We start from the raw sequence: 22,113 nt of genomic DNA, 5'->3' as shown, positions 1-22,113 counted from the left end.
GCACATCGCTCAGGCGTGACCGGCGGGCTGGCGCATGTCAGCCCGTTGTTATGCGAAATTTTGCAACATTTACGTCCCGGCATTACACTGCCTCTTTGATTCCATTGATTGAAGGTGCTTATGTCTCAGCCCTACCAGCGTGAACCGCTACCGCTGCCCGGCGGTCACAAGAAAGTTCTGTTGCACTCCTGCTGCGCGCCCTGTTCGGGAGAAGTTATGGAGGCCATGCTGGCATCCGGCATCGAGTACACCATTTACTTTTACAATCCGAATATTCATCCGCTTAAAGAGTACGAGCTGCGCAAAGAAGAAAACATTCGCTTTGCCGAAAAGTTTGGTGTGCCCTTTGTGGATGCGGACTACGATCGTGACGACTGGTTTAAACGCGCCAAAGGCATGGAGTGGGAACCCGAGCGAGGTGAGCGCTGTACCATGTGCTTCGATATGCGTTTTGAGCGCACGGCGCTGTACGCCCACGAAAATGGCTTCCCGGTGATAACCAGTTCCCTGGGGATTTCCCGCTGGAAGAACATGCAGCAAATTAATGACTGTGGCGTACGCGCTGCCGCCCACTATCCCGATCTGACCTACTGGGAATTTAACTGGCGTAAAGGCGGGGGATCGGCGCGCATGATTGAAATCAGTAAACGTGAGAGTTTTTATCAGCAAGAATATTGCGGATGTGTTTACTCCTTGCGTGATACAAATCGTCATCGTGTCGCCAGTGGCCGCGAGCGGATTCAGATTGGCGTACAGTACTATCAACCTGACGACAACGCGCGTTGACGGTTTTTGTTAAAGCAGGCGGGCTATATTGTCGAAACCGCGGGTTTCCTTTATTCCGCCAGATCCTTTCTTTTTTGCGCTGTTTTCCGCCCGACTACATAAGCTGCAAGGATGCGTATTCGCATCCTGATTGCTGTCGTCCAATAGCTGTCTTTTACGACATACGCTCGGCGTACAGCCCATCATCTGCTTAAATGAACGTGTAAATGACTGCTGGCTTTCGAAATGGTATTTCACCGCCAGACTGATGATGGGCGCGCGGCTGTATTTTAAATCATTAATACAGGCAATTAATTTCTTTCTGCGAATATAACGCGCCAGAGTTTCATTGTTGTAACGGGAAAATAATTTTTGCAGATACCATTTTGAATAACCGGCTTTTTCGGCAATATCATCGATGCTTAAACGCTGATCCAAGTTTTTATTAATCCATTCGGTAACAGAAATAATCACGCTCTCATTGTATTTATTCTCATTCATAACACCCCCTTAAATTTTGAAGGTGATTGTAAATTATCCTATGTTTCTCAAAACATTACGAACGTAAAGATTCTTAAGGAAGTGAATGGTTATTTCCTGCCATGTGGAGCTATAGGTAGAATAATTATATTAGGTAGCCGCATGTGTGCTTTTTGTTTCTGAGATGAGGAAGGGCGAGGCGTAATGTTATTGTATTATGAGCGTTGTGAGGGTGGTTAATTTATTGCCTTGCAGGACGGGAAGAACCCCTTCTGCGCTGGCGCAAGCACCGCCGCAGAAGGCCCGTCATTTAGCCTCTAGAGCAGCTTGTTTTCAGCCAGCTCAAGCGCAAAATAGCTGAAAATCAGATCTGCGCCAGCACGCTTAATCGCCCCCAGACTTTCCAGCACGACGTTGCGTTCATCAATGGCACCCGCCTGAGCGGCGAATTTGATCATCGCGTACTCACCGCTGACCTGATAGGCCGCCAGCGGCAGTTCAGTGCGATCACGAATATCGCGCAGAATATCCAGATAGGCACCCGCCGGTTTAACCATCAGCGAATCGGCACCTTCCGCGGCGTCAATCAGTGACTCGCGAATAGCCTCACGACGGTTCATCGGGTTCATCTGATAGGTTTTACGATCGCCTTTCAGCGCCGTGCCGGCTGCTTCACGGAAAGGGCCATAGAAAGATGACGCAAACTTGGTGGAATAGGACATGATTGCCGTTTGGGTAAAGCCTGCGGCATCCAGCGCCTGACGAATCGCTTTTACCTGACCATCCATTGCGGCAGAGGGCGCGATAAAATCTGCCCCCGCTGCGGCCGCGACAACGGCCTGTTTGCCCAGGTTGATCAGAGTGGCATCGTTATCGACGCCGTGATCACAGAGCACGCCACAGTGACCATGGCTGGTGTACTCACAAAAGCAGGTATCCGACATCACGATCATTTCAGGCACGGTGTCTTTGCAAATTTTCGACATGCGCGCCACCAGGCCGTTTTCGTTCCACGCATCGCTGCCGGTCGCATCGGTATGATGGGAAATCCCGAAGGTCATCACCGAGCGGATACCCGCCTTAGCAATACGTTCAATTTCATAGGCCAGACGTTTTTCCGGAATACGTCTTACGCCAGGCATCGCCTGAATGTCTTTATAGTCATCAATACCTTCCTCAACAAAAATGGGCAGCGCCAAATCGTTCAGGTTAAGGCTGGACTCCTGGAACATTGCTCGCAGTGACGCGCTGGCGCGCAATCTTCTGGGACGTTGGGTAAGGGAAAAATCAGACATTGTTACTCACCTGGCCAAATTAAATAAGACGGCTAGTCTACTCCGATTAGGGGCAGGCGATGAAGGTTTGTGTGCGGTGTGCCGAGACAGTGAATGTGTCTCCCGCCACAGGGGCGGGAGACGAGGAGGTTACTCGTTGATATCCGGGTGCTGCTGCACCAGGTTTTTACGCTTCGCTTCCAGTCGGGCGATTTCTTCGTCGATATCTTCGATTTTCTGCTCGATGTTATCGTGATGCTCCTGAAGAATTTCGCGCGCTTCTTCCATGTCAGAGGCGGCAGGTGTGGCACCTTTCAGGGGCTTGTTCGCCGTTTCTTTCATATAAAGACCGGTAATCAGGCCAATCACCGCGACCACCATCAGATAGTAGGCCGGCATGTAGAGGTTATTGGTGGTCTCAACCAGCCAGGCTACCGCGGTTGGTGTCAGACCGGCAACCAGTACCGAAATGTTAAAGGCGCTGGCCAGTGCACTGTAGCGGATATGGGTGGGGAACATGGCAGGCAGTGATGAGGCCATCACGCCGGTAAAGGCGTTAAGGATAACGGCCAGCAGCAGCAGTCCGGCGAAAATCAATCCCAGCACGCCACTGTTGATCATCATGAACGCGGGAATAGCGAAGATCATCAGGGCGATGCTGCCGATAATCACAAACGGACGGCGGCCAAAGCGGTCACTCAGCAGCCCCATGACCGGCTGGACAAACAGCATTCCTATCATGATGGCGATGATAATCAGAACGCCGTGATCTTCGGAGTAATGCAGGTTGTGCGACAGGTAGCTTGGCATGTAGGTCAGCAGCATGTAATAGGTCACGTTGGTTGCAATAACCAGACCGATACAGGCTAACAGGCTACGCCAGTGTTTGGTGGCGATCTCTTTGAAAGAGACTTTCGGGCCGTCACGCAGACCTTCGCGGTCGCCTTGCTCCAGCTTATCCACGTGCTGCTGGAACGTGGGGGTTTCTTCCAGGGCATGGCGCAAATACAGGCCAATAATCCCTAGCGGCAGCGCCAGGAAGAACGGAAGACGCCATCCCCATTCAAGGAAGTTTTGTTCACCGATAATGGTCGAGATCAACACGACAACGCCGGCACCCAGCACGAAGCCGGCGATCGAACCGAAGTCCAGCCAGCTTCCCATAAAGCCGCGCTTGCGGTCAGGCGAATACTCGGCGACGAAGATAGACGCGCCGGTGTATTCCCCGCCGACCGAGAAGCCCTGGGCCATTTTAGCCAGCAGCAGCAGAATCGGTGCCCAGATGCCAATGGAGGCATAGGAGGGAATCAGGCCGATACAGAAGGTACTGATCGACATAATGACGATGGTAATCGACAGTATTTTCTGACGACCGTACTTGTCACCCAGCATGCCGAAGAACAGGCCGCCTAAAGGACGAATCAGGAATGGAACGGAGAAGGTTGCCAGGGCGGCAATCATTTGAATCCCTGGCGAGACATCCGGGAAAAACACTTTACCCAAGGCATAAGCCACAAAGCCATAAACACCAAAATCGAACCACTCCATGGCGTTACCCAAAGAGGCGGCGGTAATGGCTTTACGTAAACGGGAATCATCAATGATGGTGACATCATCTATCCCAATTGGTTTTACACGCTTCCTACGCAATTTCATAGAATTACCCTGTAATGGAACATGAAAGTCCTCAACGGCGCGAACCGAAAATAGCGTTCAGACCGCTTCGTTGAGGAAATTTAAGCATAGCCGTAAAACAGCATTCTCTGTCGACTCACCAATACAACCAATACTGCCGTCATCTGGTTTATCGGCGGAAGAGTATAACGTTTTTGTGTGATATTTGTCATGTTTGAACTGAAAACGAGCAGTTTCACCTGCGGTTTGTAGCAGGAAACGACGCGAAAAAAAGTCAGGCTTCCCGCGCGTTTGCCTGGTAAATAAGCGCTTCGATGTTGAACGACAGTCACCGCCTGGCTTAAGTTATCAATAAATTTTAAGCATTTGTCGGGGTGGGGTTTGAAACTTGCCTAATGGAGCGCCTTCGGCAATACTCTTTCACCTTGATTTGGAGGAAGAATGTCAAGGAAAGCATCCATCACTTGCCAAAGCCCCTGGGTGGCGCAGATCGATAGTGTAGAAAGAAAATTAATGGATTCTTCTGAGGTGGGTCGCGCTCCCCGGCAGACTGACTCTGCCACTCACGTGCCGCTCCATTCAGGATGGCTAAGCTGCCGGGCTAAATACTGGTTTGATCGACTGTCGCAGTTGAGCGAGACGCTGCAAACGTCGACGGTCACGGGCAAGCAGTGCTCGGACTATGAGGTGTGCCAGCAGCTGTTACAGCAGTCGATGCCAACGCTGCAACGCCTGAATCAGCGTGCCGGGCGTGCGTCTGATGCTGCCTCTTGCGACCAACAGGAAGACGCGGTGGCGGTGGCATTGCGGGCGGCGAGTAAACAACGGGCGTCGCAGCGAAAATAAGCCAGTCAACGCCGTCGCCATCAGTCTGATTCTGCGTGTAGCGCCTGCGGCTCAGGGGTTATCCACCTCAACAGGCAGATGACCATACTGCGCCATCCACGCAATCGTCGCCGTATTATCCATGGGTCGGGCATAAAAATAGCCCTGGACGAAGTTGACGCCATGCTGCTGCAAATAGCGGAACTGCAATGCCGTTTCCACGCCTTCTCCCAGGACCTGCAGCTTCAGTTTATGACTCAGGCTGATAATGGCATCCAGCACCGGCGTTTCCTCCTCCAGCGACTCGATTGCGTTAATAAAACCCTGGTCGATTTTAAGATAGTCCAGTGCAAAGGTTTGCAGGTAGCTAAGTGAGCAATGACCTGTGCCAAAGTCATCAATCGCCACTTTCATCCCGGCCTGGCGCAACTGAGCCAGCTTAGTGGCGACCACGTTCCCTTCTTTAATCAGGCTGCGCTCCGTCAGTTCCAGAGTAATGTTAAACTCCGTTTTCGCCATCCTTTTAGCAAAGTTCAGCATGTCATTGACGAAGTCTGGGTGCTGCAGATGTTCGGCTGCCACATTAATCGCCAGATGAAAGCCTGGATTGGGCTTCCAGTGTTGCGTGTCCTCAACAATCAGATCCATCAGATGGTGCGTCACCGGGATAATCATCCCTTCCGCTTCGGCGGCGGTAATAAATGTGTCAGGGCGCACGCTGTCACCATTGGGCAGCGTCCAGCGCAGCAGTGCCTCTGCACCGGAGCAGCGTTGCAGTGTGCAGCTGTAGGTTGGTTGGTAATGCACGCTGAATTGCCGGGAGCGGATAGCGCGACGCATTTCATCTCCCCATGAAAAGCGCCTGCGTAACCAGGATGTCGTCAGAATCATAAACAGAACGGAAAAAATCGCCGCCATTGGCATAAACACGAAAAGCAACTGTGCCCACGTCTTGACCCGCTCGGCGCTTGGCGCAATCAGGGTGACACTAATGGGATAACGAGAGGAAGCCGCCTTGTATATCTGTGGTAAAAGCCAGTGGTTGCCTGGCATTTCGCTATTGCCTGACACTATTGGCGTGCCGTTATTAAAACGCATGGTGATTCTGTACTCATGGGTGCTGCCCAGGGCACTCATAAAATCAATCAGGTACTGTCCTTCCACCATCACCCAAAGTGCTTTGTCCGCAGAAATCTGGCGCACGAATATCACCGCAGGCCGATCCGGCACGCTGTAAGAACCGGTGAGGGATAAACTCCACCGGTCTTTGCCCGTCACCGGCGGCGTAGTACCAATCATGGCTTCAAGGGTCGCGGGTTTGTTGCCATAGGCGGAAGAGCAGCTGACCATATCGCTTTCCAGCCTGCCGATACCGCGAAAATAGGGATGAAGGGTGCCATTGATGCGCAGCGTATTCTCGACCTGATCGCATGATTGATCGTCATATTGACGAAGCGAAGCGATCATACTCCAGGCGTTATCGCTGATTTTTTCAGCCTGAGACAGCAAGGTCGCTGCCGTATTCACTTGTTGTTCTTTAACGGTCTTTCTGGCATCGATAGCAGTAAATAGCAAACCCAAAAGCAGGGGCAGAAGCCCTGCAAGGACGATGAGCGATCTGGCGTGATCGCGCTTTCTTTTTATTAGCGGCACCGTAAAAACCTCTGAATCGTTATGATGTTTTGCGAGGTGCTAAGGGTCACTGCAACATAGCACGCCAGTTCACGCCGCTGGTGAACGGTCGGAAATCCCTTATCATCCGATAAGGTCAATTATCGACCTTGTGGGCATTTAATTGACACAAAATTCATACTATTGGTGAAAGTTCAGCGATTAGTTTGATGGCTGCAGCAAAACGGTGATCACGTAAGGCGGAAGAACGGACGGCGACTGACCTGTAAACGGTCGCTGTGGGGCGGCAACACAGAGCGAAACCCAAACCCGGCGGGGTAAAATGCGCACTGTCTTTTTACGGCGGGAGGGCGGTTGCTGTCGGATAATCGGGTAAATAACGGGCGCGGATAAGGCGATAACCGTGAAATAAAAACGAGGTCAGACGGATGTGTGCCCCGACAGCCTGAACAGCGCGGGGCAACGACCTGTTAATCCTGAAAATAAATCTGCTTCAGTGCCACTTCCACGCCGCGCAGCTCTGCCAGCCCTTTAAGCCGCCCAATCGCGGAGTAGCCCGGGTTGGTGCGCTTGTGCAGATCGTCCAGCATCTGATGACCGTGATCGGGACGCATCGGAATGGCACGTTGCTCGCCCGACCGGCGACGACGCTGCTCCTCGGCAAGGATCACCTTGATGACGCCAACCATATCCACATCACCGGTCAGATGGCCCGCCTCGTGAAAGCTGTTGGGGTTCGCTTCTCGCTTTGTCGCCCGCAGGTGCACGAAGTTAATGCGATCGGCACAGGCTTCTGCCATTGCGACAAGGGCATTATCTTCACGGACGCCGTAGGAACCGGTACAGAAACAGAATCCGTTGTGCAGACTGTCTACCGTTTCTTTCAGCCACTGCATATCTTCTTGGGTAGAGACGATGCGCGGCAGGCCAAGGATTGGACGCGGTGGATCGTCAGGATGGACGGCCAGCTTAATGCCGACCTCTTCCGCTACGGGGACGATGGCCCGCAAAAAGGTGGCCATGTGTTCGCGCAGTTTGGCTTTGTCGATACCGTCATACTGGGCCAACTGAGCCTGAAACTGCTCAAGCGTGTAACCCTCTTCCGCGCCGGGTAAGCCAGCGATGATATTGCGCACCAGCGTGGCTTTTTCTTCTTCGCTCATCGCAGCAAACCGTTCTGCGGCAACTTTTTGCTCGGCGGGGCTGTAATCTTTTTCTGCACCGGGGCGTTGTAGCAAGTGCAGTTCAAAGGCGGCAAACGCATCGGCATCAAAGCGTAACGCTTTCGCACCGTCCGGCAGTGACCAGGCCAGATCGGTACGCGTCCAGTCCAGCACCGGCATAAAGTTGTAGCAGACGGTATCAATCCCGCACGCGGCCAGATTGCGAATCGACTGCTGATAGTTGGCGATATAGTGCTGATAATCGCCGCGTTGCGTCTTAATGGTTTCATGAACGGGAATGCTTTCAACGACAGACCAGGTGAGACCTTTTTCTGCCAGCAGCGCCTGACGTGCTTTGATTTCGGCGACAGGCCATACTTCGCCGTTCGGGATGTGGTGAAGTGCTGTGACAATCCCGGTTGCACCTGCCTGGCGAGCATCGTCGAGTGACACAGGGTCGTTTGGGCCGTACCAGCGCCATGTATGTTCCATTATTACTCCTTGGTGAACGTGTGGCCCAGTGGTCAGGCCGCTGGACCAAGAGTAAGATAGCGCGTAAATTAAGGCCGTGATCCGGATCGCAGCATAGTAAATACGTATCATCCAAAGCCTAAAAGCGTGTCGACAACAGGAGAGGGTTATGGCGCTACCGGTCTTAAAAACTGAGCGGCTTTATCGGCAGATTGCCAATGCCATTATTGACGGCATTAATCGTGGCGATTTCGTGCCGGGCGGGGCGCTGCCGCCGGAGCGGGAACTGGCTAAACAGCTTGGCGTCAGCCGGTCGTCGGTGCGCGAAGCGCTGATTGCGCTTGAGATGACGGGCTACGTCAACATTTACACCGGCACCGGGGTTTTTGTCGCTCAGACCTTACCCCAGCCCTCACCCGGCAAAGAAACAGAGAGTTTCAGCCTGCAGGACCTGCTACAGGCGCGCGAAGCCTATGAAAGTATGCTGGCCGGGCTGGCGGCGCGAAACGGCAGTGAAGCCCAGCGTCAGCAACTGCTGTCCCTCAGCGCAGCGCTGCAGGCATTTAATGAAAACGACGCGGCTTTTATTGAGCAGGACAAGGGGTTTCATCTGCTGATTAGCGAGATGAGCGGCAACGATCTGCTGCGGGAGATGATGGAAAATTTGTGGAACAAACGCGACAGCGCGCATGTCCGCCGACTGGAAAGTCACTATGCAGACAATACCTTTGCGGAGGAAATGAATGCCGACCATCAGCGTATCGCTGAGGCGATTGTTGCCGGGGATGAGCAGGCTGCACAGGCGGCGATGAGGCATCATCTGCAACATGTGCAGCAGCGTTTACTTGGTTAACAGTCGCGAAGGTTTGGGCCGGCCGGTGCCCAACATGATAGCCAGACGGCTGCCGCCCGGCGTGGTTTCCATCAGAATCTTGGTGATGCTGGTCAGGGGAACCGATAGCAACATCCCTACCGGGCCCAGCAGCCAGCCCCAGAATATCAACGACAAAAACACCACCAGCGTTGATAAACCCAGGCCGCGCCCCATAATGCGCGGCTCCAGCATATTGCCAAATACCATATGAATGGCAGTGAACAGCGCCGCCACCATCGCCGCGTCAAAGACGCTGTTGAGCAGCAGCGCCTGCAGGAAAGGCGGAATACCGGCGATAATCGGCCCGATATTGGGAATAAAGTTAAGAATAAAGGCCACAACGCCCCACAGTAACGCAAACTTCACGTCCAGCAGGTAGAGCGTCAGCCACACCGCTATCCCGGTGATCAGGCTGATCAACGTCTTCAGTGCCAGGTAGTGCGTCACACCTTTGAGTGCCTTGTGTAATCCGGCAATGCGAATTTTGGGGTTCACAAAGGAGTTACGCATTTTATAAGGCAAATGGTGCACCTCAAACAGCATGAAGACCACGGTGAGGACCAGTAAAACGGTATTGGTCATGGCACCGGAAAACCCACTCAGCGCCACGCTGGCCAGGTTCATGACGGTGTTAGGGTCAAAGCGTTGAACCAGGGAGTTAGTCGAGATATTAAGATGGATGCTGGCCGCCAGATGCTGAACCACCACCATTTTCTTTTCCAGGATGGTGCGCAGTTGAGGATAAAGATCGGAAAACTCACTCATGGAGCTGGCCAGCACGGCTCCCAGCAGCAGAATGATGATAAAAATCACCGTAATCACCAACCCGATCGCCATCCCGCGTCGCAGCCCGCGCCGCATCAGTATCGTCACGAGCGGATTCAGTACGATGGCAAAAAAGGCCGCCAGAAGTAGCGGCACCAGAATGTCTGAGGCGGCTCGTATCCCCGCAAGAATAATCACCAGCATCGCCAGTTTAATTAAGATGTTTTGTCCAATTTTTTCCTGCTGCAACGCGTTCATTCTTTATCTCTACGCATAAATAACTGATGAAAGTGTAGCTGAAGGAAAAGTAACCGTCTGATTCATTGAGGGAAACGGTAGATCAGGCGCTGCGGCTGGCTGGCTACGGGCACGCTAACCTGGCTTCACGCTTGCGCATAAAAGCGCGCTATCGGCGCTGAGTGAGGCACACCGCGTTATGACACTGACCTCTGCGCGCACAGCGACGCACCCACGACAACGCTGCCGTGGGTGCGCGATGCGGCGTTAAAGCGACTGCGCGGATTCACCCTGTTTTACCTCTTCACGCACAGCGGTTTCGCCACCCGGAATAAGAAGGTTCAGGACAATGGCCACAAGGCCGCCGCTGGTGGCTGCTGAACCAAACAGGTTCTCAATCATGGGCGGCAGATGGGAAAGCGATGCAGGAACGGATTCAATCCCCAGGCCGAAACTAAAAGCCAGCCCGACAATAAGCATCTCCCTGCGCGTCAGCGCGGTCTGGCTGAGGATGCGGATGCCTGCCGTGACCACACAGCCGAACATCACCATCGTTGCGCCACCCAGCACCGGCGTGGGGATCTGTCGCAGCGCCTCGCTAAAGGGGGGAAACAGCCCCAGCAGGATAAGCATCACACCGACATAGCGACCGACAAAACGACTTGCTACGCCGGTCATCTGGATCACGCCGTTATTTTGCGCAAATGTGGTATTGGGAAAGGCACTGAGCATCGCTGCAATCATACAGCTCAGCCCGTCAGCCAGAATGCCCCCTTTGAGACGGGCGCTGAAGGTCCGATCGGTAATCGACTTGCCGGAGATCAGGCTATTCGCGGTAAGGTCGCCCACTGCCTCAATAATACAGACCAGCGAGACCAGCACCACGGGGATGAAAATGGTGCTACTGAAGTGGAAGCCAAACGGAAACAGGGACGGTAAACGGAAGGTGCTGTCACCCAGACCCTGAATATGAAATTTGCCACTCAGCGCGGCGGCGATACAGCCCGTGACGATGCCCACTACGATGGAGGACAGTCGCAGCCAACGGTTGCTGGCGCAACTTAGCAGCACTATCACCCCCAGGGTTAACGCACCGAGTGCAAGGTTGCTGAGGCTGGCGAAATCCGGTGCCTTTTCACCGCCGCACCAGTTTATGACGCTGACCTTAATCAGGCTGATACCAATGAGCGCAATAACGCTGCCCGTCACCACCGGAGTAAAGACCCGCTTTAAGGTGTCGATAAAGCGGCTGACGATAACCGGAACCAGCGCCGCCACAAAGTTGACGCCAAACAGCATCGCCATAATGTCCTCTGGCTTGCCGCCTTGCGCTTTGACCCACAGGCCACCGGAGATGGCCACACCGAGAAAGGCGAAGCTGGTGCCCTGCATGCATATCATGCCCGCACCCACGCCCCAAACGCGGTTTGACTGCAGGAAGGTGCCGATGCCGGAGGCAAGCAACGACATGCTGATCAAATACGGCAGCCACGCGTCCAGACCCAGCGCCGTGCCGATCAGCAACGGGGGCGTAATGATGCCGACCAGGCCGGCCAGCACATGCTGTGATGCGCTAAAAAAAGCCTGAAGTGGCGGAATACGTTGGTCCAGACCGTAAAGCAGGCCGCTGTTTTTTTCGTCAGACACGGTTATCTCATCTCAGTGCGGGGAAGTTGTTCGATGTTGCATAAAGCAGGCCAGCTTTTTGACTTATCATGTCTGAATGCTTTTAACGTTAGTAAATCAACAGGATAGGGTGGTTCTGTCTGGTGCATTACGCCCGGATGCACATGAAACAGATGATTCCTGACTGGGCATGTAAGAAATTATGGGTTCATGAAATCGCCATTAAGACGTTTTTTTGCACCATGGAAGTGCGTCACGAGGCGATCCATAAGGAGCGCGATGGCATGCTGCACGCTTATCTCCTCACACCGATAAGGAAGAAATACGGCGCTAAAAGAAACTTTTATTTCGAATTGGTTAGATTTGAAATTTTAAAAGAGTGTTTTTTCGCTTCAGTCTGTCTGACCGCAACCGGCATCTTCGCTGAGAGATCGATAAAAAGCGTGACAGGTGGGCGTTTCGTTATCTGCAGCGTCGGCAGAGGTGACGCTGCGGCGAGCCAAAGAACAGCCTTTGCTGGCGGCTCATCGGGGATAAAATGAAGAAATGCGATCTGCTCCACTAAAAAGTAATTTTCCAAAAACATTTATTTGAAAAATTTGTTTCATTGTAATAGCTTCATAGCATGCTTTTGGCTTCATCTGCCCAGCCAGCATGCCACTTCTTGTGCTTTGCCTGCTGGAACCGTACACACCAAAGAGGCAACATCATGACTATCGTAGGAAATTTTATTGGCGGTAAAACCACGTTCAGTGCCAGCAACGAAACCATTCCTGTGTTCGATCCGGCGACCGGCAAGGTTATCCGTGAACTGACCCAAAGCAGCGCAGATGAAGTGGCCCAGGCGATTGACGTGGCACATGCTGCCTTTCCTGCCTGGTCAAAAACCTCACCGCTGCGTCGCGCCCGGGTGATGTTCAACTTTAAAGCCTTAATGGAACAACATCGTGATGAACTGGCGGCATTGATCGTGTCTGAGCACGGTAAAGTCTGGTCCGATGCGTTAGGCGAACTGACGCGCGGCATCGAGGTGATTGAGTTCGCCTGCGGCATTCCCCACCTGCTTAAAGGTGAGAACTCACCCAATGTGGGAGGCGGGGTAGACAGCTACTCGCTCATGCAGCCTGTGGGTGTGGTCGCCGGAATTACACCTTTCAATTTCCCTGCCATGGTGCCGCTGTGGATGTTCCCTATTGCGCTGGCCTGCGGTAACACGTTCATTCTTAAGCCACCGGCACTGGACCCGTCAGCCGCGGTACGCATGGCGGAGCTGCTGAAGGAAGCGGGCTTGCCGGACGGCGTTTTCAACGTTGTCCACAGTTCGAATGACAACGCAGAACAGCTCTACAAAGATTCCCGTATCGCGGCCGTCAGCTTTGTCGGCTCGTCGGGTGTGGCTGAGCACATTTATAAAACGGCCAGTGCGCATGGTAAACGCGTACAGGCATTTGGCGCGGCAAAAAACCACGCCATTGTGATGCCAGATGCGGATCTGGATGCCACGGTGAATGCCATCATGGGCGGTGCATTTGGCTCTGCGGGTGAGCGCTGTATGGCCCTGCCGGTGGTGGTGGCGGTAGGTGATGACACGGCGGATAAACTGATTTCGCGCCTGACGCCGCTGATTAAAGCATTACGCATCGGTCCCGGCATCAACAAGGGCAGCGACGAAAATGAAATGGGTCCTGTCGTCTCTGCCGCCCATCAGAAAAAAGTGCTGGGCTATATCGATAGTGGCGAGCAGGAAGGGGCAACGTTGGTCGTCGATGGGCGTAACCAAAAAGTCGCGGGTTTTGAGGACGGTTACTACGTCGGCGGCACGCTATTCGATAATGTCACGCCAGAGATGGTGATTTGGCGCGAAGAGATTTTTGGCCCGGTGCTGAGCATCATGCGCGCGGCGGATTACGACAGTGCGCTGAAACTGGTTAACAGTCACGAATTTGGTAACGGTAGCGCCATTTTTACCAGTAATGGCCACACTGCGCGTGAGTTTGTGCAGGATGTCGAAGCTGGCATGGTCGGCGTCAACGTGCCGGTTCCGGTGCCGATGGCGTTCCACAGTTTTGGTGGCTGGAAGCGGTCGGTATTCGGGGCGCTTAACGTCCACGGGCCAGATGGCGTGCGTTTTTATACGCGCATGAAAACGGCTACCGTACGTTGGCCGAGCGGTCAGCAAACGGTTTCTGAATTTAGTATGCCAACGTTAGGTTAAGTGGATGGGCCAGTTAGCCTGATCGTGGGCGCTGGCTAACAGCATGTTTACTCTGAAGGACGGCGGATAAGGAGACGGCGGATGTCATTACTCTCGAAGGTAAAACAGCCTGATAACCAGGGGCGCATACAGCAGGTGACGCCGGAAAGTGCGGGCTGGCGCTATGTAGGTTTCGAGTCTTACCTGTTGAAAAAAGGGCAAACGCTCAACCTCACTAGCGGCGATACTGAACTTTGTCTGGTGCTGGTCGCAGGCCTGGCTTCCGTCACCACGCGCCATGCGACCTTTCCGGGGCTTGGCAAGCGGATGTCGCCGTTTGAACGTATACCGCCTTATTCCGTGTACGTCCCGCATGATGATGCCGTGACGGTAACGGCTGACAGCGATCTGGAACTGGCCGTGTGTCAGGCTCCGGGCCAGGGCGACAAACTGCCCGCCCGCTTGATTGCGCCAGAAGATGTCGGCGTTGAACGGCGTGGCAAAGGACACAACCAGCGCCTGGTGCATAACATTCTGCCGGACAGTGAACCGGCAAACAGCTTGCTGGTGGTAGAGGTGTTTACCGACGAGGGCAACACCAGTTCCTATCCGAGTCACAAACACGATCAGGAAAACAGCGAGAACGAAACCTATCTCGAAGAAACCTATTACCACCGCTTTGAACCCGAACAGGGCTTTGCTATGCAGCGGGTTTACACGGACGATCGTTCGCTGGATGCGTGCATGGCCGTTTACAACCGGGATGTGGTCACGGTGCCGCGCGGTTACCATCCCGTGGCGACGATAGCGGGTTACAACAACTACTATCTTAATGTGATGGCAGGGCCGGTTCGCTTGTGGAAATTCAGTTGGGAAAGCGATCACGCCTGGATTAACAGCGATCACTATCCGGCGGGTTAATCACTGCGGATAGCAACGGGCAGCCTGCGGGCTGCCTTTTTTGTGACGCAAAAGGCTGTACGCGCGATGGCAGGATGCGCCCGGCTTTATTCAGGTGGGGTCAGTCGGTACAGCTATAGCAGGCAAGCCACGCCGTCGCAGACGGCGGCCTGTCAGGAGATTTGACCGGTCTGGGCGTTAGCCAATGCCAGGGACACTGCCAGCGTCTGCGCCAGGCACAGCGAGGCAACCTGAGAACGGAAGCCGTCGACCTGGGCTTCGCGTACCACAAAGCAGACGTCGCTAAACGCTGCAAGCGGGCTAACCTGGCTGTCGGTAATCGCAATTAAGCTGGCCCCCCGTTTCGCCCCCAGTTCCACCACTTCTACGGCTTCCCTGGCATAAGGTGAACAGCTGATGGCTATCACCACATCTTTCGGGGTCACAAGATTAAGCTGTTCAGTAAACATGCCGCCCAGTCCGTCAATCAGAAAAGCACGGCGTTCCAGATGGCGCAGGGCATAAACCAAATAGGAGGCGACGCTAAACGAACGGCGCAGGCCGATAACGTAAACGTTCTCGGCCTGATTCAGGAGTTCTACGGTTTTGTTTAACTGCTCAGGACTCACCTGCATCGCCAACTGCTGAAGTGCCTGACTGTTAACCATGGTGAACACATTCAGGATTTCGGCTGGGCTTTCGGGTGAGTTGGCGGCATCATCGGCCGCCGTCTGACGGAATAGCCGTGCACGCTCAGTATAGTTAACGGTTTCTTCCATCAGGTGCTGACGAAAAACTTGTTTCATTTCGTTGAACCCGCTAAAGCCAAACGCATTGGCAAAGCGAATCAGAGTAGAGGGCGGTACATCCGCCTGCTGTGCAATGGAGGCCACGGTATCAAAAGCAATACTGTTACTGTTATCAAGAATATAGCGAGCCACCTGCTTCAGCCGTTTGCTCAGCGTTTCATAACGGCGGCGAATTTCGTCCTGCAGCTGTGAAAGTTGGGAAGGATTATTGCTCATGAAGTCTGCTCATTTGTGTAACGCGTGGCTGGATAATGGACGATATGATATCAGATGGTTGGAAAATTTCATTTGTTTGTTTTATAGGCGGAATTTATTTCATTAGTTTATGAAATGACTCACAGATTCGTCGTCACTGGCGAAAGCGGCGGTTTCAGCTCTACCGACGTGAAAAGGCTGCGCCCGGAGACAACATTGGGCGCAGCCTGATAACCGTATAACGCGTTGCTCAGGCACCGATACCGGCTTACAGCCCGGTGTTCTCGCGAATATACTTTCTGGCTTTAACCGCGTACTCAAACGGATTGGCCAGCGCGGGGTCCTGCTCGGCCTCAACGACCATCCAGCCTTTATAGCCGTAGTCATCAAGAATTTTGAAAACCGGTTTGAAATCAATAACACCATCGCCCGGTACGGTAAACGTGCCCTTTTTTACCCCATCCAGAAATGACAGATGCTTGTCCCGTACTTCAGCAACAATCTCATCCCGCACATCTTTCAGATGAACGTGAAAAATGCGCGGCAGGTAGGTTTTCAGCACCGTCAGCATGACGTACTGTGAACCTTCGGAGTAGTAGATGTGGCCGGTGTCATAGAGCAAGCCCACCTCGTCATGGGTTAACGCCATAAAACGATCGATTTCGGCGGGCGTCTGAATGGCCGTACCCATATGATGATGCAGGCAGACACGCATACCTTTGGCGGCCGCGAGCGCGGCCAGCTCGTTATAACCTTCCGCCGTGCGCTGCCACTCATCGTCATTAAAGACAGGCTTATGGTCCAGCACCGCAAGCGTTGTGCCCTGAATACTTTTACTCTGTTCGGAACAGCCGATGACGCGGGCACCCATGTCATAGAGAAAATTCATGTGGGCCGTGAATCCCTCAAGGGTTTCAGCTTTATCACCCTGAGCAAAGAAAGTGCTGAACCAGGCGTTGCAGATCTGAATGCCGCGAATGTCGAGCATCGGTTTCAAAATGGCAGGATCGCGTGGGTATTTGCTGCCAACTTCACTGCCGGTAAAGCCTGCCAGCGCCATTTCACTCACGGTTTGCTGAAAGGTGTTTTCGCTGCCCAGCTCCGGCATATCGTCATTTGTCCAGCCAATGGGCGCTATCGCCAGCTTAACGTTATCGTTGTTCATCGGTTACCTGCTTATGGCGATAGGGATTAGTTGTAAAATGCCGGACGGGCGGGCATTTCAATAGGTTCAATGGCACCGCTCTTTTGTGCTTTGATACAGGCATCCGCAGCCACCGAGGCAGCAAAGCCATCCCAGGCAGAAGGACCGGTTAACTGGCCCGCTTTCACGTCATTGATAAACGCCTGCAGCTCGACGTCGTAAGCCTCAATAAAGCGGTCTTTCCAGTCGACTAAAATCGTGTTGGACAGTTTGGCCTGCTTACGCAGCTGCACCGATGAAGGCTCTGGCAGTCTGGCGATACCTTCCTCACCGACAACCTCACACTGGATATCGTAGCCATAGGCACAGTTCACAAAGATTTCTACGTCAATGCGCACGCCTTTCTGCGTTTCAAACAGGACGATTTGTGGATCTTTCAGATGCGAATGGGCTTTGGCGGTGACGCGTGGAAAAACCACCTGCACGCTTTTGTAATCGTCACTTGTCAGCCAGCGCAGGACGTCGAGTTCATGAATTAAGGTATTGGTGATGGCCATTTCGGTATTGTAATTTTCCGGCACCGTCGGGTTACGGTGCGCGCAATGCAGCATCAGCGGCTCGCCGATTTCACCGTCAGTAATCACTTTCTTCAGCGCACGGTAACCGGCATCGTAAGGTCGCATAAACCCGACCTGAACCAGCCGCGTGCCGTGTTGGATTTCTGCGTCTACCACCCGACGACAGCCTTCTGCGCTCATCGCCAGCGGCTTCTCACAAAACACCGGCTTACCGGCCGCAATGGCCGCCAGGGTAAATTCTTCATGGGTCGGGTCCCATGAGGTCACCAGCACCGCATCGACATTGGGTGAGTGAATCACGTCAAAGCCATCCTGGTGTACTTCTGCATCAATATTCAGTCGTTGCAGCGCAGCCTTAGCCCCTTCAACGTTGATATCGGATACCGCCACTACCTTTGCCCCTTGTAAGACATTGTTGCAGCGGCGAATGTGTTCCTGACCAATCGCACCTGTTCCAATCACACCAAGTTTCAACGTCATAATTACACCTGTAGGGTTAAATCGGAGATAAGACACATGAGCCGTTAAACGGCCCGGAAATCACGCTTTTTTGGCCTGCGCCAGATGCGTATGCCACATGCCGTGCTCGTTCTTGCCCGGCGGTTTATGCCCATCCGCTGCAACGGGTGAGGCGGAACGGAGAACGCGATCTGGAAAACTGAAATATCAGTGGATTATAAACAAATGCATTTTTCATAAAACACCATTACAGAAGAAATATTTCATTTTGCGAGTGGGATCAAATTTACATTCCTGAATCATCTGTGGCGAATCAGATAACAGGGGTAACTGGAATGTTTAGTAATAGTTACATATTTTTATGGCGTTTCATTTCATCCCCGCTGTCGCGTCACGAAAGCGAGCGCAAAGCCGCTCGCCTTGTGGCACGGGCATCGCGAGATAAGTTGCCTGGCTGTACGATCGGTCGTCAGGGAATAATAGATTTTTAACTGGTTCACATAATCGCATTGTAAGTTTCATTTTGAATTGAATTTGGAATATTTGTTCCTCATACTGCATTTATCGTTAACCAGACACCTTCAGACCTCGATCCCCAACCTGTCCGCAGTGTCTGCTCATCACAGAAGGAAACCAGAAGTATGAGTACACAACAGAAGCGTCTTGATGTGATTTGTATTGGACGCATCGCCGTCGACTTCTATGGTCAGCAAATTGGCGCACGGCTGGAGGACACTACGTCCTTCGCCAAATATCTTGGTGGTTCGTCGGGTAATGTCGCTTACGGCACGGCCATTCAGGGGTTGCGATCGGCCATGCTGGCGCGCGTTGGCGATGAGCATAATGGCCGGTTTTTACGTGAGAGCCTGCAACGTGTGGGCTGCAATACGGATGCGTTGATAACCGATAAAAAGCGCCTGACCGCACTGGTCATTCTCGGCATTAAAGATGAAGAGACCTTTCCCCTGATCTTTTATCGCGATAACTGCGCCGATATGGGGCTGGTGCCAGAGGACATTGATGAGGCCTTTATTGCTTCTTCACGCTCAGTGGCGGTCACCGGCACTCACTTATCGCATCCTCAAACGCGTGCCGCCGTGCTGAAAGCGTTGGATTTTGCCCGCAAAAACGGTCTGCGCACGGCGCTGGATATCGACTATCGCCCGGTGCTGTGGGGATTAACCTCGCTGGGTGATGGTGAAACACGTTTCATTGCCTCGTCCGAGGTGACGGCGCAACTGCAGGAGGTCGTCCATTACTTCGATCTTATCGTCGGCACCGAAGAAGAGTTTCATATTGCGGGCGGCAGCACTGACACGCTGACGGCACTCAGACAGGTGCGCGAGGTCAGCCGTGCCACGCTGGTCTGCAAACGGGGCGCAATGGGATGCGTTGTCTTTGAAAACGAGATTCCGGAAAGCTGGGATCAGGTTAAGCTGCACAGCGGCGTACGCGTCGAGGTGTTAAATGTGTTGGGGGCCGGAGACGCGTTTATGTCGGGTCTGCTGCGTGGCTGGCTAAACGATGAGGGCTGGGAGCAGGCCTGTCGTTATGCCAACGCCTGTGGTGCGTTGGTGGTTTCACGCCACGGTTGCGCCCCGGCGATGCCAACCCGAGAGGAACTGGACGATTTCCTGAGCCGTGAAAAGGCAGTAAAACGCCCGGATCTGGATAGCCAACTGACCCACCTGCACCGGGTAACGTCCCGGCAGCAAGCCTGGCCTGAGCTCAATATTTTCGCCTTTGACCATCGCAAGCAACTGGTCGATATGGCCCTGGCCGCGGGCGCTGACGTTAGCCGCATTTCGCAGCTCAAGCTTCTGCTGTTGCAGGCCGCAGAGCAGGCGGTAAAGCAGGCGGGCATAGAGACGAAAAGCGGGATTCTGGCCGATACAACCTTTGGTCAAAGGGCGCTTAACGCCATTACCGGCAAGAACAGATGGATCGGGCGGCCAATAGAGTTACCGGGATCGCGCCCCCTGCGTCTTGAACACGGCAATATCGGCACCCAGCTTATTAGCTGGCCGTTAGAGCACGTGGTGAAATGTCTGGTGTTCTATCATCCTCACGACAGTGCAGAACTGCGGGAAGAGCAGGATGCCCTGTTACTGGATGTCTGGAGAAGCTGCAACAAAAGCGGGCACGAACTGCTGCTTGAGGTGATTCTGCCAGACAGCCAGCCGGATCATAATGAAGCCTTTTATCTGATGCTGATGAGCCACTTTTATGGCCTGGGGATTAAGCCGGACTGGTGGAAATTACCCCCTCTGTCGACGGCAAGCTGGCAGGCCATTGGCACCCTGATTGAGGAGCAGGACCCTCACTGTCGCGGCATCCTGTTACTTGGGCTGGATGCGCCAGAAGAGAAGCTGAAAGCCGGTTTTGCCGAGGCTGCGCAAGCGCCATGGGTAAAAGGTTTCGCGGTGGGACGCACTATCTTTGCTCAGCCTTCACGCCAGTGGTTGCAGGATGAGATCGGTGACGACGCGCTGGTGACGGCGGTAAAAGAGAATTATCTGCGTTTGATTGAATACTGGCGCATGGCACGCGAGCAGGTGCGATAGCCAAAGCAGGCAGGATGATGAGCGCACCGTGCGGAGTGATATCTTCCGCACGGTGCGTGGCTTAGCGTTCAGGAACAGGCAATAACGCGCAGGGCGGGCAAGCGCCCGTCCGCGATTATTTCAGTGCAATGCTCTTCACTACCGTTTCAGCATCACTTTGTGCCTGCTGCTGATTCTGGCCCGGCAGTGTAATCTGCATGGTCATCAGCTTACCGTCCACCTTGGCCAGTACGACCGAAGACCATGAAGTCTGGTTGTTAGCTGAAATCACCGTATCCAGCTGCTGTGCGGGTTCGCCGCCCAGCGTCACCGCTTTGTTCGAGACAACCTGTAGCTGCGGATCGCGGTTACGCTGCTGCTGTTCCATACGTTGAGATAAAACATCCAGACCTTCGTTGGTGGGATCACCCGCAATCACGATAATTGCCCGCGCGCCGCTCTCATCAGCATAAACGTGCATGTTGGTACTTTGTGAACCCAGCTTGCCGCTCTTGTCGGACATGCCCGGTGGTAAGGAGAAGCTTAACTTGCCATCCATCAGCGTCACGGTTTGTGCCGACTGACTGGCAGATGCGCCGTTGTCGTTTGCCGCTTCATCTTTCTTTTGGTCACAGGCCGCGAGGCCGAGGACCAGCAAACCAATTCCCGCATATTTCACTAAATTACGCATCAGAATCCCTTTTTAAATTTCCGCTCAGGCGTTTATACAACAGGAATCAGGTTGCAAACGCAACCTGAGTATTGTCAGAAGATTTTAGCGGATTGTCAGGAAAGGCTGAATGGCCGGTTAGCCGAAATGTATCTGTGGCTGAGCCTGGCGTTCGGCCAGACGTTTCAGCGCCGCATTCAGCAACACGCCGTAGGCGGGCAGGAAGAACACCATGCAGATCAGCACCTTGAAGCTGTAATCCACCAGGGCGATTTCCACCCAGTGCTGCGCCATAAACGGGTCGGAGCTTTTGTAAAAGGCGATAAAAAAGAACGCCAGCGTATCGCTGATATTTCCTAAAAACATGGCGCAGCCCGGCGCTACCCACCACTGCGGCAAACGGCGCAGGCGATTAAATACGTGCACATCCAAAATCTGGCCCAGCGCATAAGCCATAAAGCTGGCACAGGCGATACGGGCGACAAACAGATTCACCTGTTGCAGTGCCTGCCAGCCTTGCCACTCGCCCTGATAAAACAGGCTGGAAATGGTATAGGAGATAAACAGGGCAGGAACCATCACCGCCAGAATAATTCGTCGTGCAAGCGGCGCACCAAAAATGCGAACGGTCAGATCGGTTGCCAGGAAAATAAACGGGAAGCTAAACGCGCCCCAGGTGGTATGGAAGCCGAACAGGGAAACGGGCAACTGCACCAGATAATTACTGGAGGTAATCACCAACAGGTGAAACAGGGACAGCCAAAGAAGCGCGTAGGTGCGCTGACGCGGTGTAAATGCGAGCATAATAAGCCTTTTTAATGGTGGGGTGAGGGAACCCATTGCCGTGCGTAGAGGATTCAGCGCCCGGCGGTTT

Annotated in this window: 19 protein-coding genes; 7 read left to right on the top strand and 12 right to left on the bottom strand. The window is 53.5% G+C overall.

The window, feature by feature from the left end:
* The first annotated feature begins 120 nt into the window (after positions 1 to 120).
* Positions 121 to 786 carry an epoxyqueuosine reductase QueH gene (locus tag A6A26_RS04075; RefSeq protein ID WP_063877582.1) on the top strand — a complete coding sequence of 222 codons (666 nt, stop codon included), beginning with the start codon at positions 121 to 123 and terminating at the stop codon, positions 784 to 786.
* 9 nt (positions 787 to 795) lie between these two features.
* On the opposite strand, the gene A6A26_RS04070 is transcribed toward A6A26_RS04075, so the two are convergent.
* The 3 genes from A6A26_RS04070 to proP form a co-directional block, all read right to left on the bottom strand.
* The gene (locus tag A6A26_RS04070) at positions 796 to 1,266 is read right to left on the bottom strand and encodes a helix-turn-helix domain-containing protein (protein WP_063877581.1); all 471 of its coding nucleotides are present in this window, start codon (positions 1,264 to 1,266) and stop codon (positions 796 to 798) included.
* 296 nt (positions 1,267 to 1,562) lie between these two features.
* Entirely contained in the window at positions 1,563 to 2,540 is a 978-nt protein-coding gene (hemB, locus tag A6A26_RS04065) for a porphobilinogen synthase (protein WP_063877580.1), read from the bottom strand.
* A 129-nt stretch (positions 2,541 to 2,669) separates the two neighbouring features.
* The gene (proP, locus tag A6A26_RS04060; RefSeq protein WP_063877579.1) at positions 2,670 to 4,175 is read right to left on the bottom strand and encodes a glycine betaine/L-proline transporter ProP; all 1,506 of its coding nucleotides are present in this window, start codon (positions 4,173 to 4,175) and stop codon (positions 2,670 to 2,672) included.
* 492 nt (positions 4,176 to 4,667) lie between these two features.
* Here proP and A6A26_RS04055 point away from each other — a divergent pair, with 492 nt between their 5' ends.
* Entirely contained in the window at positions 4,668 to 5,000 is a 333-nt protein-coding gene (locus A6A26_RS04055) for a hypothetical protein (protein WP_063877578.1), read from the top strand.
* Positions 5,001 to 5,051: 51 nt separating this feature from the next.
* Here the strand turns inward: A6A26_RS04055 and A6A26_RS04050 are convergent, their stop codons facing one another.
* Positions 5,052 to 6,632, bottom strand: coding sequence for an EAL domain-containing protein (locus A6A26_RS04050; protein ID WP_063877577.1), 1,581 nt, complete (start codon positions 6,630 to 6,632; stop codon positions 5,052 to 5,054).
* A gap of 449 nt (positions 6,633 to 7,081) precedes the next feature.
* Positions 7,082 to 8,266, bottom strand: a complete 1,185-nt coding sequence (gene uxuA / locus A6A26_RS04045; protein ID WP_063877576.1) for a mannonate dehydratase — start codon at positions 8,264 to 8,266, stop codon at positions 7,082 to 7,084.
* A 148-nt stretch (positions 8,267 to 8,414) separates the two neighbouring features.
* Between uxuA and A6A26_RS04040 the strand changes: the two genes are divergently transcribed.
* Positions 8,415 to 9,098 carry a FadR/GntR family transcriptional regulator gene (locus A6A26_RS04040; protein ID WP_063877575.1) on the top strand — a complete coding sequence of 228 codons (684 nt, stop codon included), beginning with the start codon at positions 8,415 to 8,417 and terminating at the stop codon, positions 9,096 to 9,098.
* On the opposite strand, the gene A6A26_RS04035 is transcribed toward A6A26_RS04040, so the two are convergent.
* Positions 9,087 to 10,142 carry an AI-2E family transporter gene (locus tag A6A26_RS04035; protein WP_063877574.1) on the bottom strand — a complete coding sequence of 352 codons (1,056 nt, stop codon included), beginning with the start codon at positions 10,140 to 10,142 and terminating at the stop codon, positions 9,087 to 9,089. The genes A6A26_RS04040 and A6A26_RS04035 overlap by 12 nt on opposite strands.
* Before the next feature lie 246 nt (positions 10,143 to 10,388).
* On the bottom strand, positions 10,389 to 11,768 hold the full coding sequence (locus A6A26_RS04030) for a nucleobase:cation symporter-2 family protein (RefSeq protein ID WP_063877573.1): 1,380 nt from the start codon (positions 11,766 to 11,768) through the stop codon (positions 10,389 to 10,391).
* 143 nt (positions 11,769 to 11,911) lie between these two features.
* Between A6A26_RS04030 and A6A26_RS04025 the strand changes: the two genes are divergently transcribed.
* The 3 genes from A6A26_RS04025 (at position 11,912) to iolB (ending at position 14,862) form a co-directional block, all read left to right on the top strand.
* On the top strand, positions 11,912 to 12,289 hold the full coding sequence (locus tag A6A26_RS04025) for a hypothetical protein (protein WP_156506642.1): 378 nt from the start codon (positions 11,912 to 11,914) through the stop codon (positions 12,287 to 12,289).
* Between the two features lie 167 nt (positions 12,290 to 12,456).
* Positions 12,457 to 13,962, top strand: coding sequence for a CoA-acylating methylmalonate-semialdehyde dehydrogenase (locus A6A26_RS04020; RefSeq protein WP_063877571.1), 1,506 nt, complete (start codon positions 12,457 to 12,459; stop codon positions 13,960 to 13,962).
* Positions 13,963 to 14,043: 81 nt separating this feature from the next.
* Positions 14,044 to 14,862 (top strand): 5-deoxy-glucuronate isomerase, encoded by an 819-nt coding sequence (gene iolB, locus A6A26_RS04015; RefSeq protein WP_063877570.1) that lies wholly within the window; start codon positions 14,044 to 14,046, stop codon positions 14,860 to 14,862.
* Between the two features lie 152 nt (positions 14,863 to 15,014).
* Here iolB and A6A26_RS04010 read toward each other — a convergent pair whose 3' ends face one another.
* The 3 genes from A6A26_RS04010 to A6A26_RS04000 form a co-directional block, all read right to left on the bottom strand.
* Positions 15,015 to 15,866 (bottom strand): MurR/RpiR family transcriptional regulator, encoded by an 852-nt coding sequence (locus A6A26_RS04010; protein WP_063877569.1) that lies wholly within the window; start codon positions 15,864 to 15,866, stop codon positions 15,015 to 15,017.
* 247 nt (positions 15,867 to 16,113) lie between these two features.
* Positions 16,114 to 17,010 carry a myo-inosose-2 dehydratase gene (gene iolE / locus A6A26_RS04005; RefSeq protein WP_063877568.1) on the bottom strand — a complete coding sequence of 299 codons (897 nt, stop codon included), beginning with the start codon at positions 17,008 to 17,010 and terminating at the stop codon, positions 16,114 to 16,116.
* A 26-nt stretch (positions 17,011 to 17,036) separates the two neighbouring features.
* Positions 17,037 to 18,047 (bottom strand): bifunctional inositol 2-dehydrogenase/D-chiro-inositol 1-dehydrogenase, encoded by a 1,011-nt coding sequence (locus A6A26_RS04000; RefSeq protein WP_063877567.1) that lies wholly within the window; start codon positions 18,045 to 18,047, stop codon positions 17,037 to 17,039.
* A gap of 620 nt (positions 18,048 to 18,667) precedes the next feature.
* Here A6A26_RS04000 and iolC point away from each other — a divergent pair.
* Positions 18,668 to 20,590, top strand: coding sequence for a bifunctional 5-dehydro-2-deoxygluconokinase/5-dehydro-2-deoxyphosphogluconate aldolase (iolC, locus tag A6A26_RS03990; protein ID WP_063877565.1), 1,923 nt, complete (start codon positions 18,668 to 18,670; stop codon positions 20,588 to 20,590).
* Positions 20,591 to 20,705: 115 nt separating this feature from the next.
* Here the strand turns inward: iolC and A6A26_RS03985 are convergent, their stop codons facing one another.
* On the bottom strand, positions 20,706 to 21,260 hold the full coding sequence (locus A6A26_RS03985) for a DcrB family lipoprotein (RefSeq protein WP_063877564.1): 555 nt from the start codon (positions 21,258 to 21,260) through the stop codon (positions 20,706 to 20,708).
* Between the two features lie 117 nt (positions 21,261 to 21,377).
* A complete protein-coding gene (locus A6A26_RS03980) occupies positions 21,378 to 22,043 on the bottom strand; it encodes a 7-cyano-7-deazaguanine/7-aminomethyl-7-deazaguanine transporter (RefSeq protein WP_063877563.1) in 666 nt (221 codons plus the stop codon).
* Between the last annotated feature and the right edge of the window lie 70 nt (positions 22,044 to 22,113).

Source organism: Pantoea sp. OXWO6B1, assembly GCF_001641135.1.
In the GTDB taxonomy this organism is placed as follows: domain Bacteria; phylum Pseudomonadota; class Gammaproteobacteria; order Enterobacterales; family Enterobacteriaceae; genus Pantoea; species Pantoea allii.
Note: the sequence above shows the minus strand (reverse complement) of the source record. Positions and strands in the feature narration are given on the sequence as shown.

Coding starts and splice junctions, on each gene's coding strand:
- A6A26_RS04070 (WP_063877581.1), bottom strand. CDS start 1,266: ATGAATGAGAATAAATACAATGAGAGCGTGATTATTTCTGTTACCGAA.
- A6A26_RS04010 (WP_063877569.1), bottom strand. CDS start 15,866: ATGAGCAATAATCCTTCCCAACTTTCACAGCTGCAGGACGAAATTCGC.
- iolE (WP_063877568.1), bottom strand. CDS start 17,010: ATGAACAACGATAACGTTAAGCTGGCGATAGCGCCCATTGGCTGGACA.
- A6A26_RS03985 (WP_063877564.1), bottom strand. CDS start 21,260: ATGCGTAATTTAGTGAAATATGCGGGAATTGGTTTGCTGGTCCTCGGC.
- iolB (WP_063877570.1), top strand. CDS start 14,044: ATGTCATTACTCTCGAAGGTAAAACAGCCTGATAACCAGGGGCGCATA.
- A6A26_RS04075 (WP_063877582.1), top strand. CDS start 121: ATGTCTCAGCCCTACCAGCGTGAACCGCTACCGCTGCCCGGCGGTCAC.
- hemB (WP_063877580.1), bottom strand. CDS start 2,540: ATGTCTGATTTTTCCCTTACCCAACGTCCCAGAAGATTGCGCGCCAGC.
- uxuA (WP_063877576.1), bottom strand. CDS start 8,266: ATGGAACATACATGGCGCTGGTACGGCCCAAACGACCCTGTGTCACTC.
- A6A26_RS04025 (WP_156506642.1), top strand. CDS start 11,912: ATGAAACAGATGATTCCTGACTGGGCATGTAAGAAATTATGGGTTCAT.
- A6A26_RS03980 (WP_063877563.1), bottom strand. CDS start 22,043: ATGCTCGCATTTACACCGCGTCAGCGCACCTACGCGCTTCTTTGGCTG.
- A6A26_RS04000 (WP_063877567.1), bottom strand. CDS start 18,047: ATGACGTTGAAACTTGGTGTGATTGGAACAGGTGCGATTGGTCAGGAA.
- proP (WP_063877579.1), bottom strand. CDS start 4,175: ATGAAATTGCGTAGGAAGCGTGTAAAACCAATTGGGATAGATGATGTC.
- iolC (WP_063877565.1), top strand. CDS start 18,668: ATGAGTACACAACAGAAGCGTCTTGATGTGATTTGTATTGGACGCATC.
- A6A26_RS04055 (WP_063877578.1), top strand. CDS start 4,668: ATGGATTCTTCTGAGGTGGGTCGCGCTCCCCGGCAGACTGACTCTGCC.
- A6A26_RS04040 (WP_063877575.1), top strand. CDS start 8,415: ATGGCGCTACCGGTCTTAAAAACTGAGCGGCTTTATCGGCAGATTGCC.
- A6A26_RS04035 (WP_063877574.1), bottom strand. CDS start 10,142: ATGAACGCGTTGCAGCAGGAAAAAATTGGACAAAACATCTTAATTAAA.
- A6A26_RS04020 (WP_063877571.1), top strand. CDS start 12,457: ATGACTATCGTAGGAAATTTTATTGGCGGTAAAACCACGTTCAGTGCC.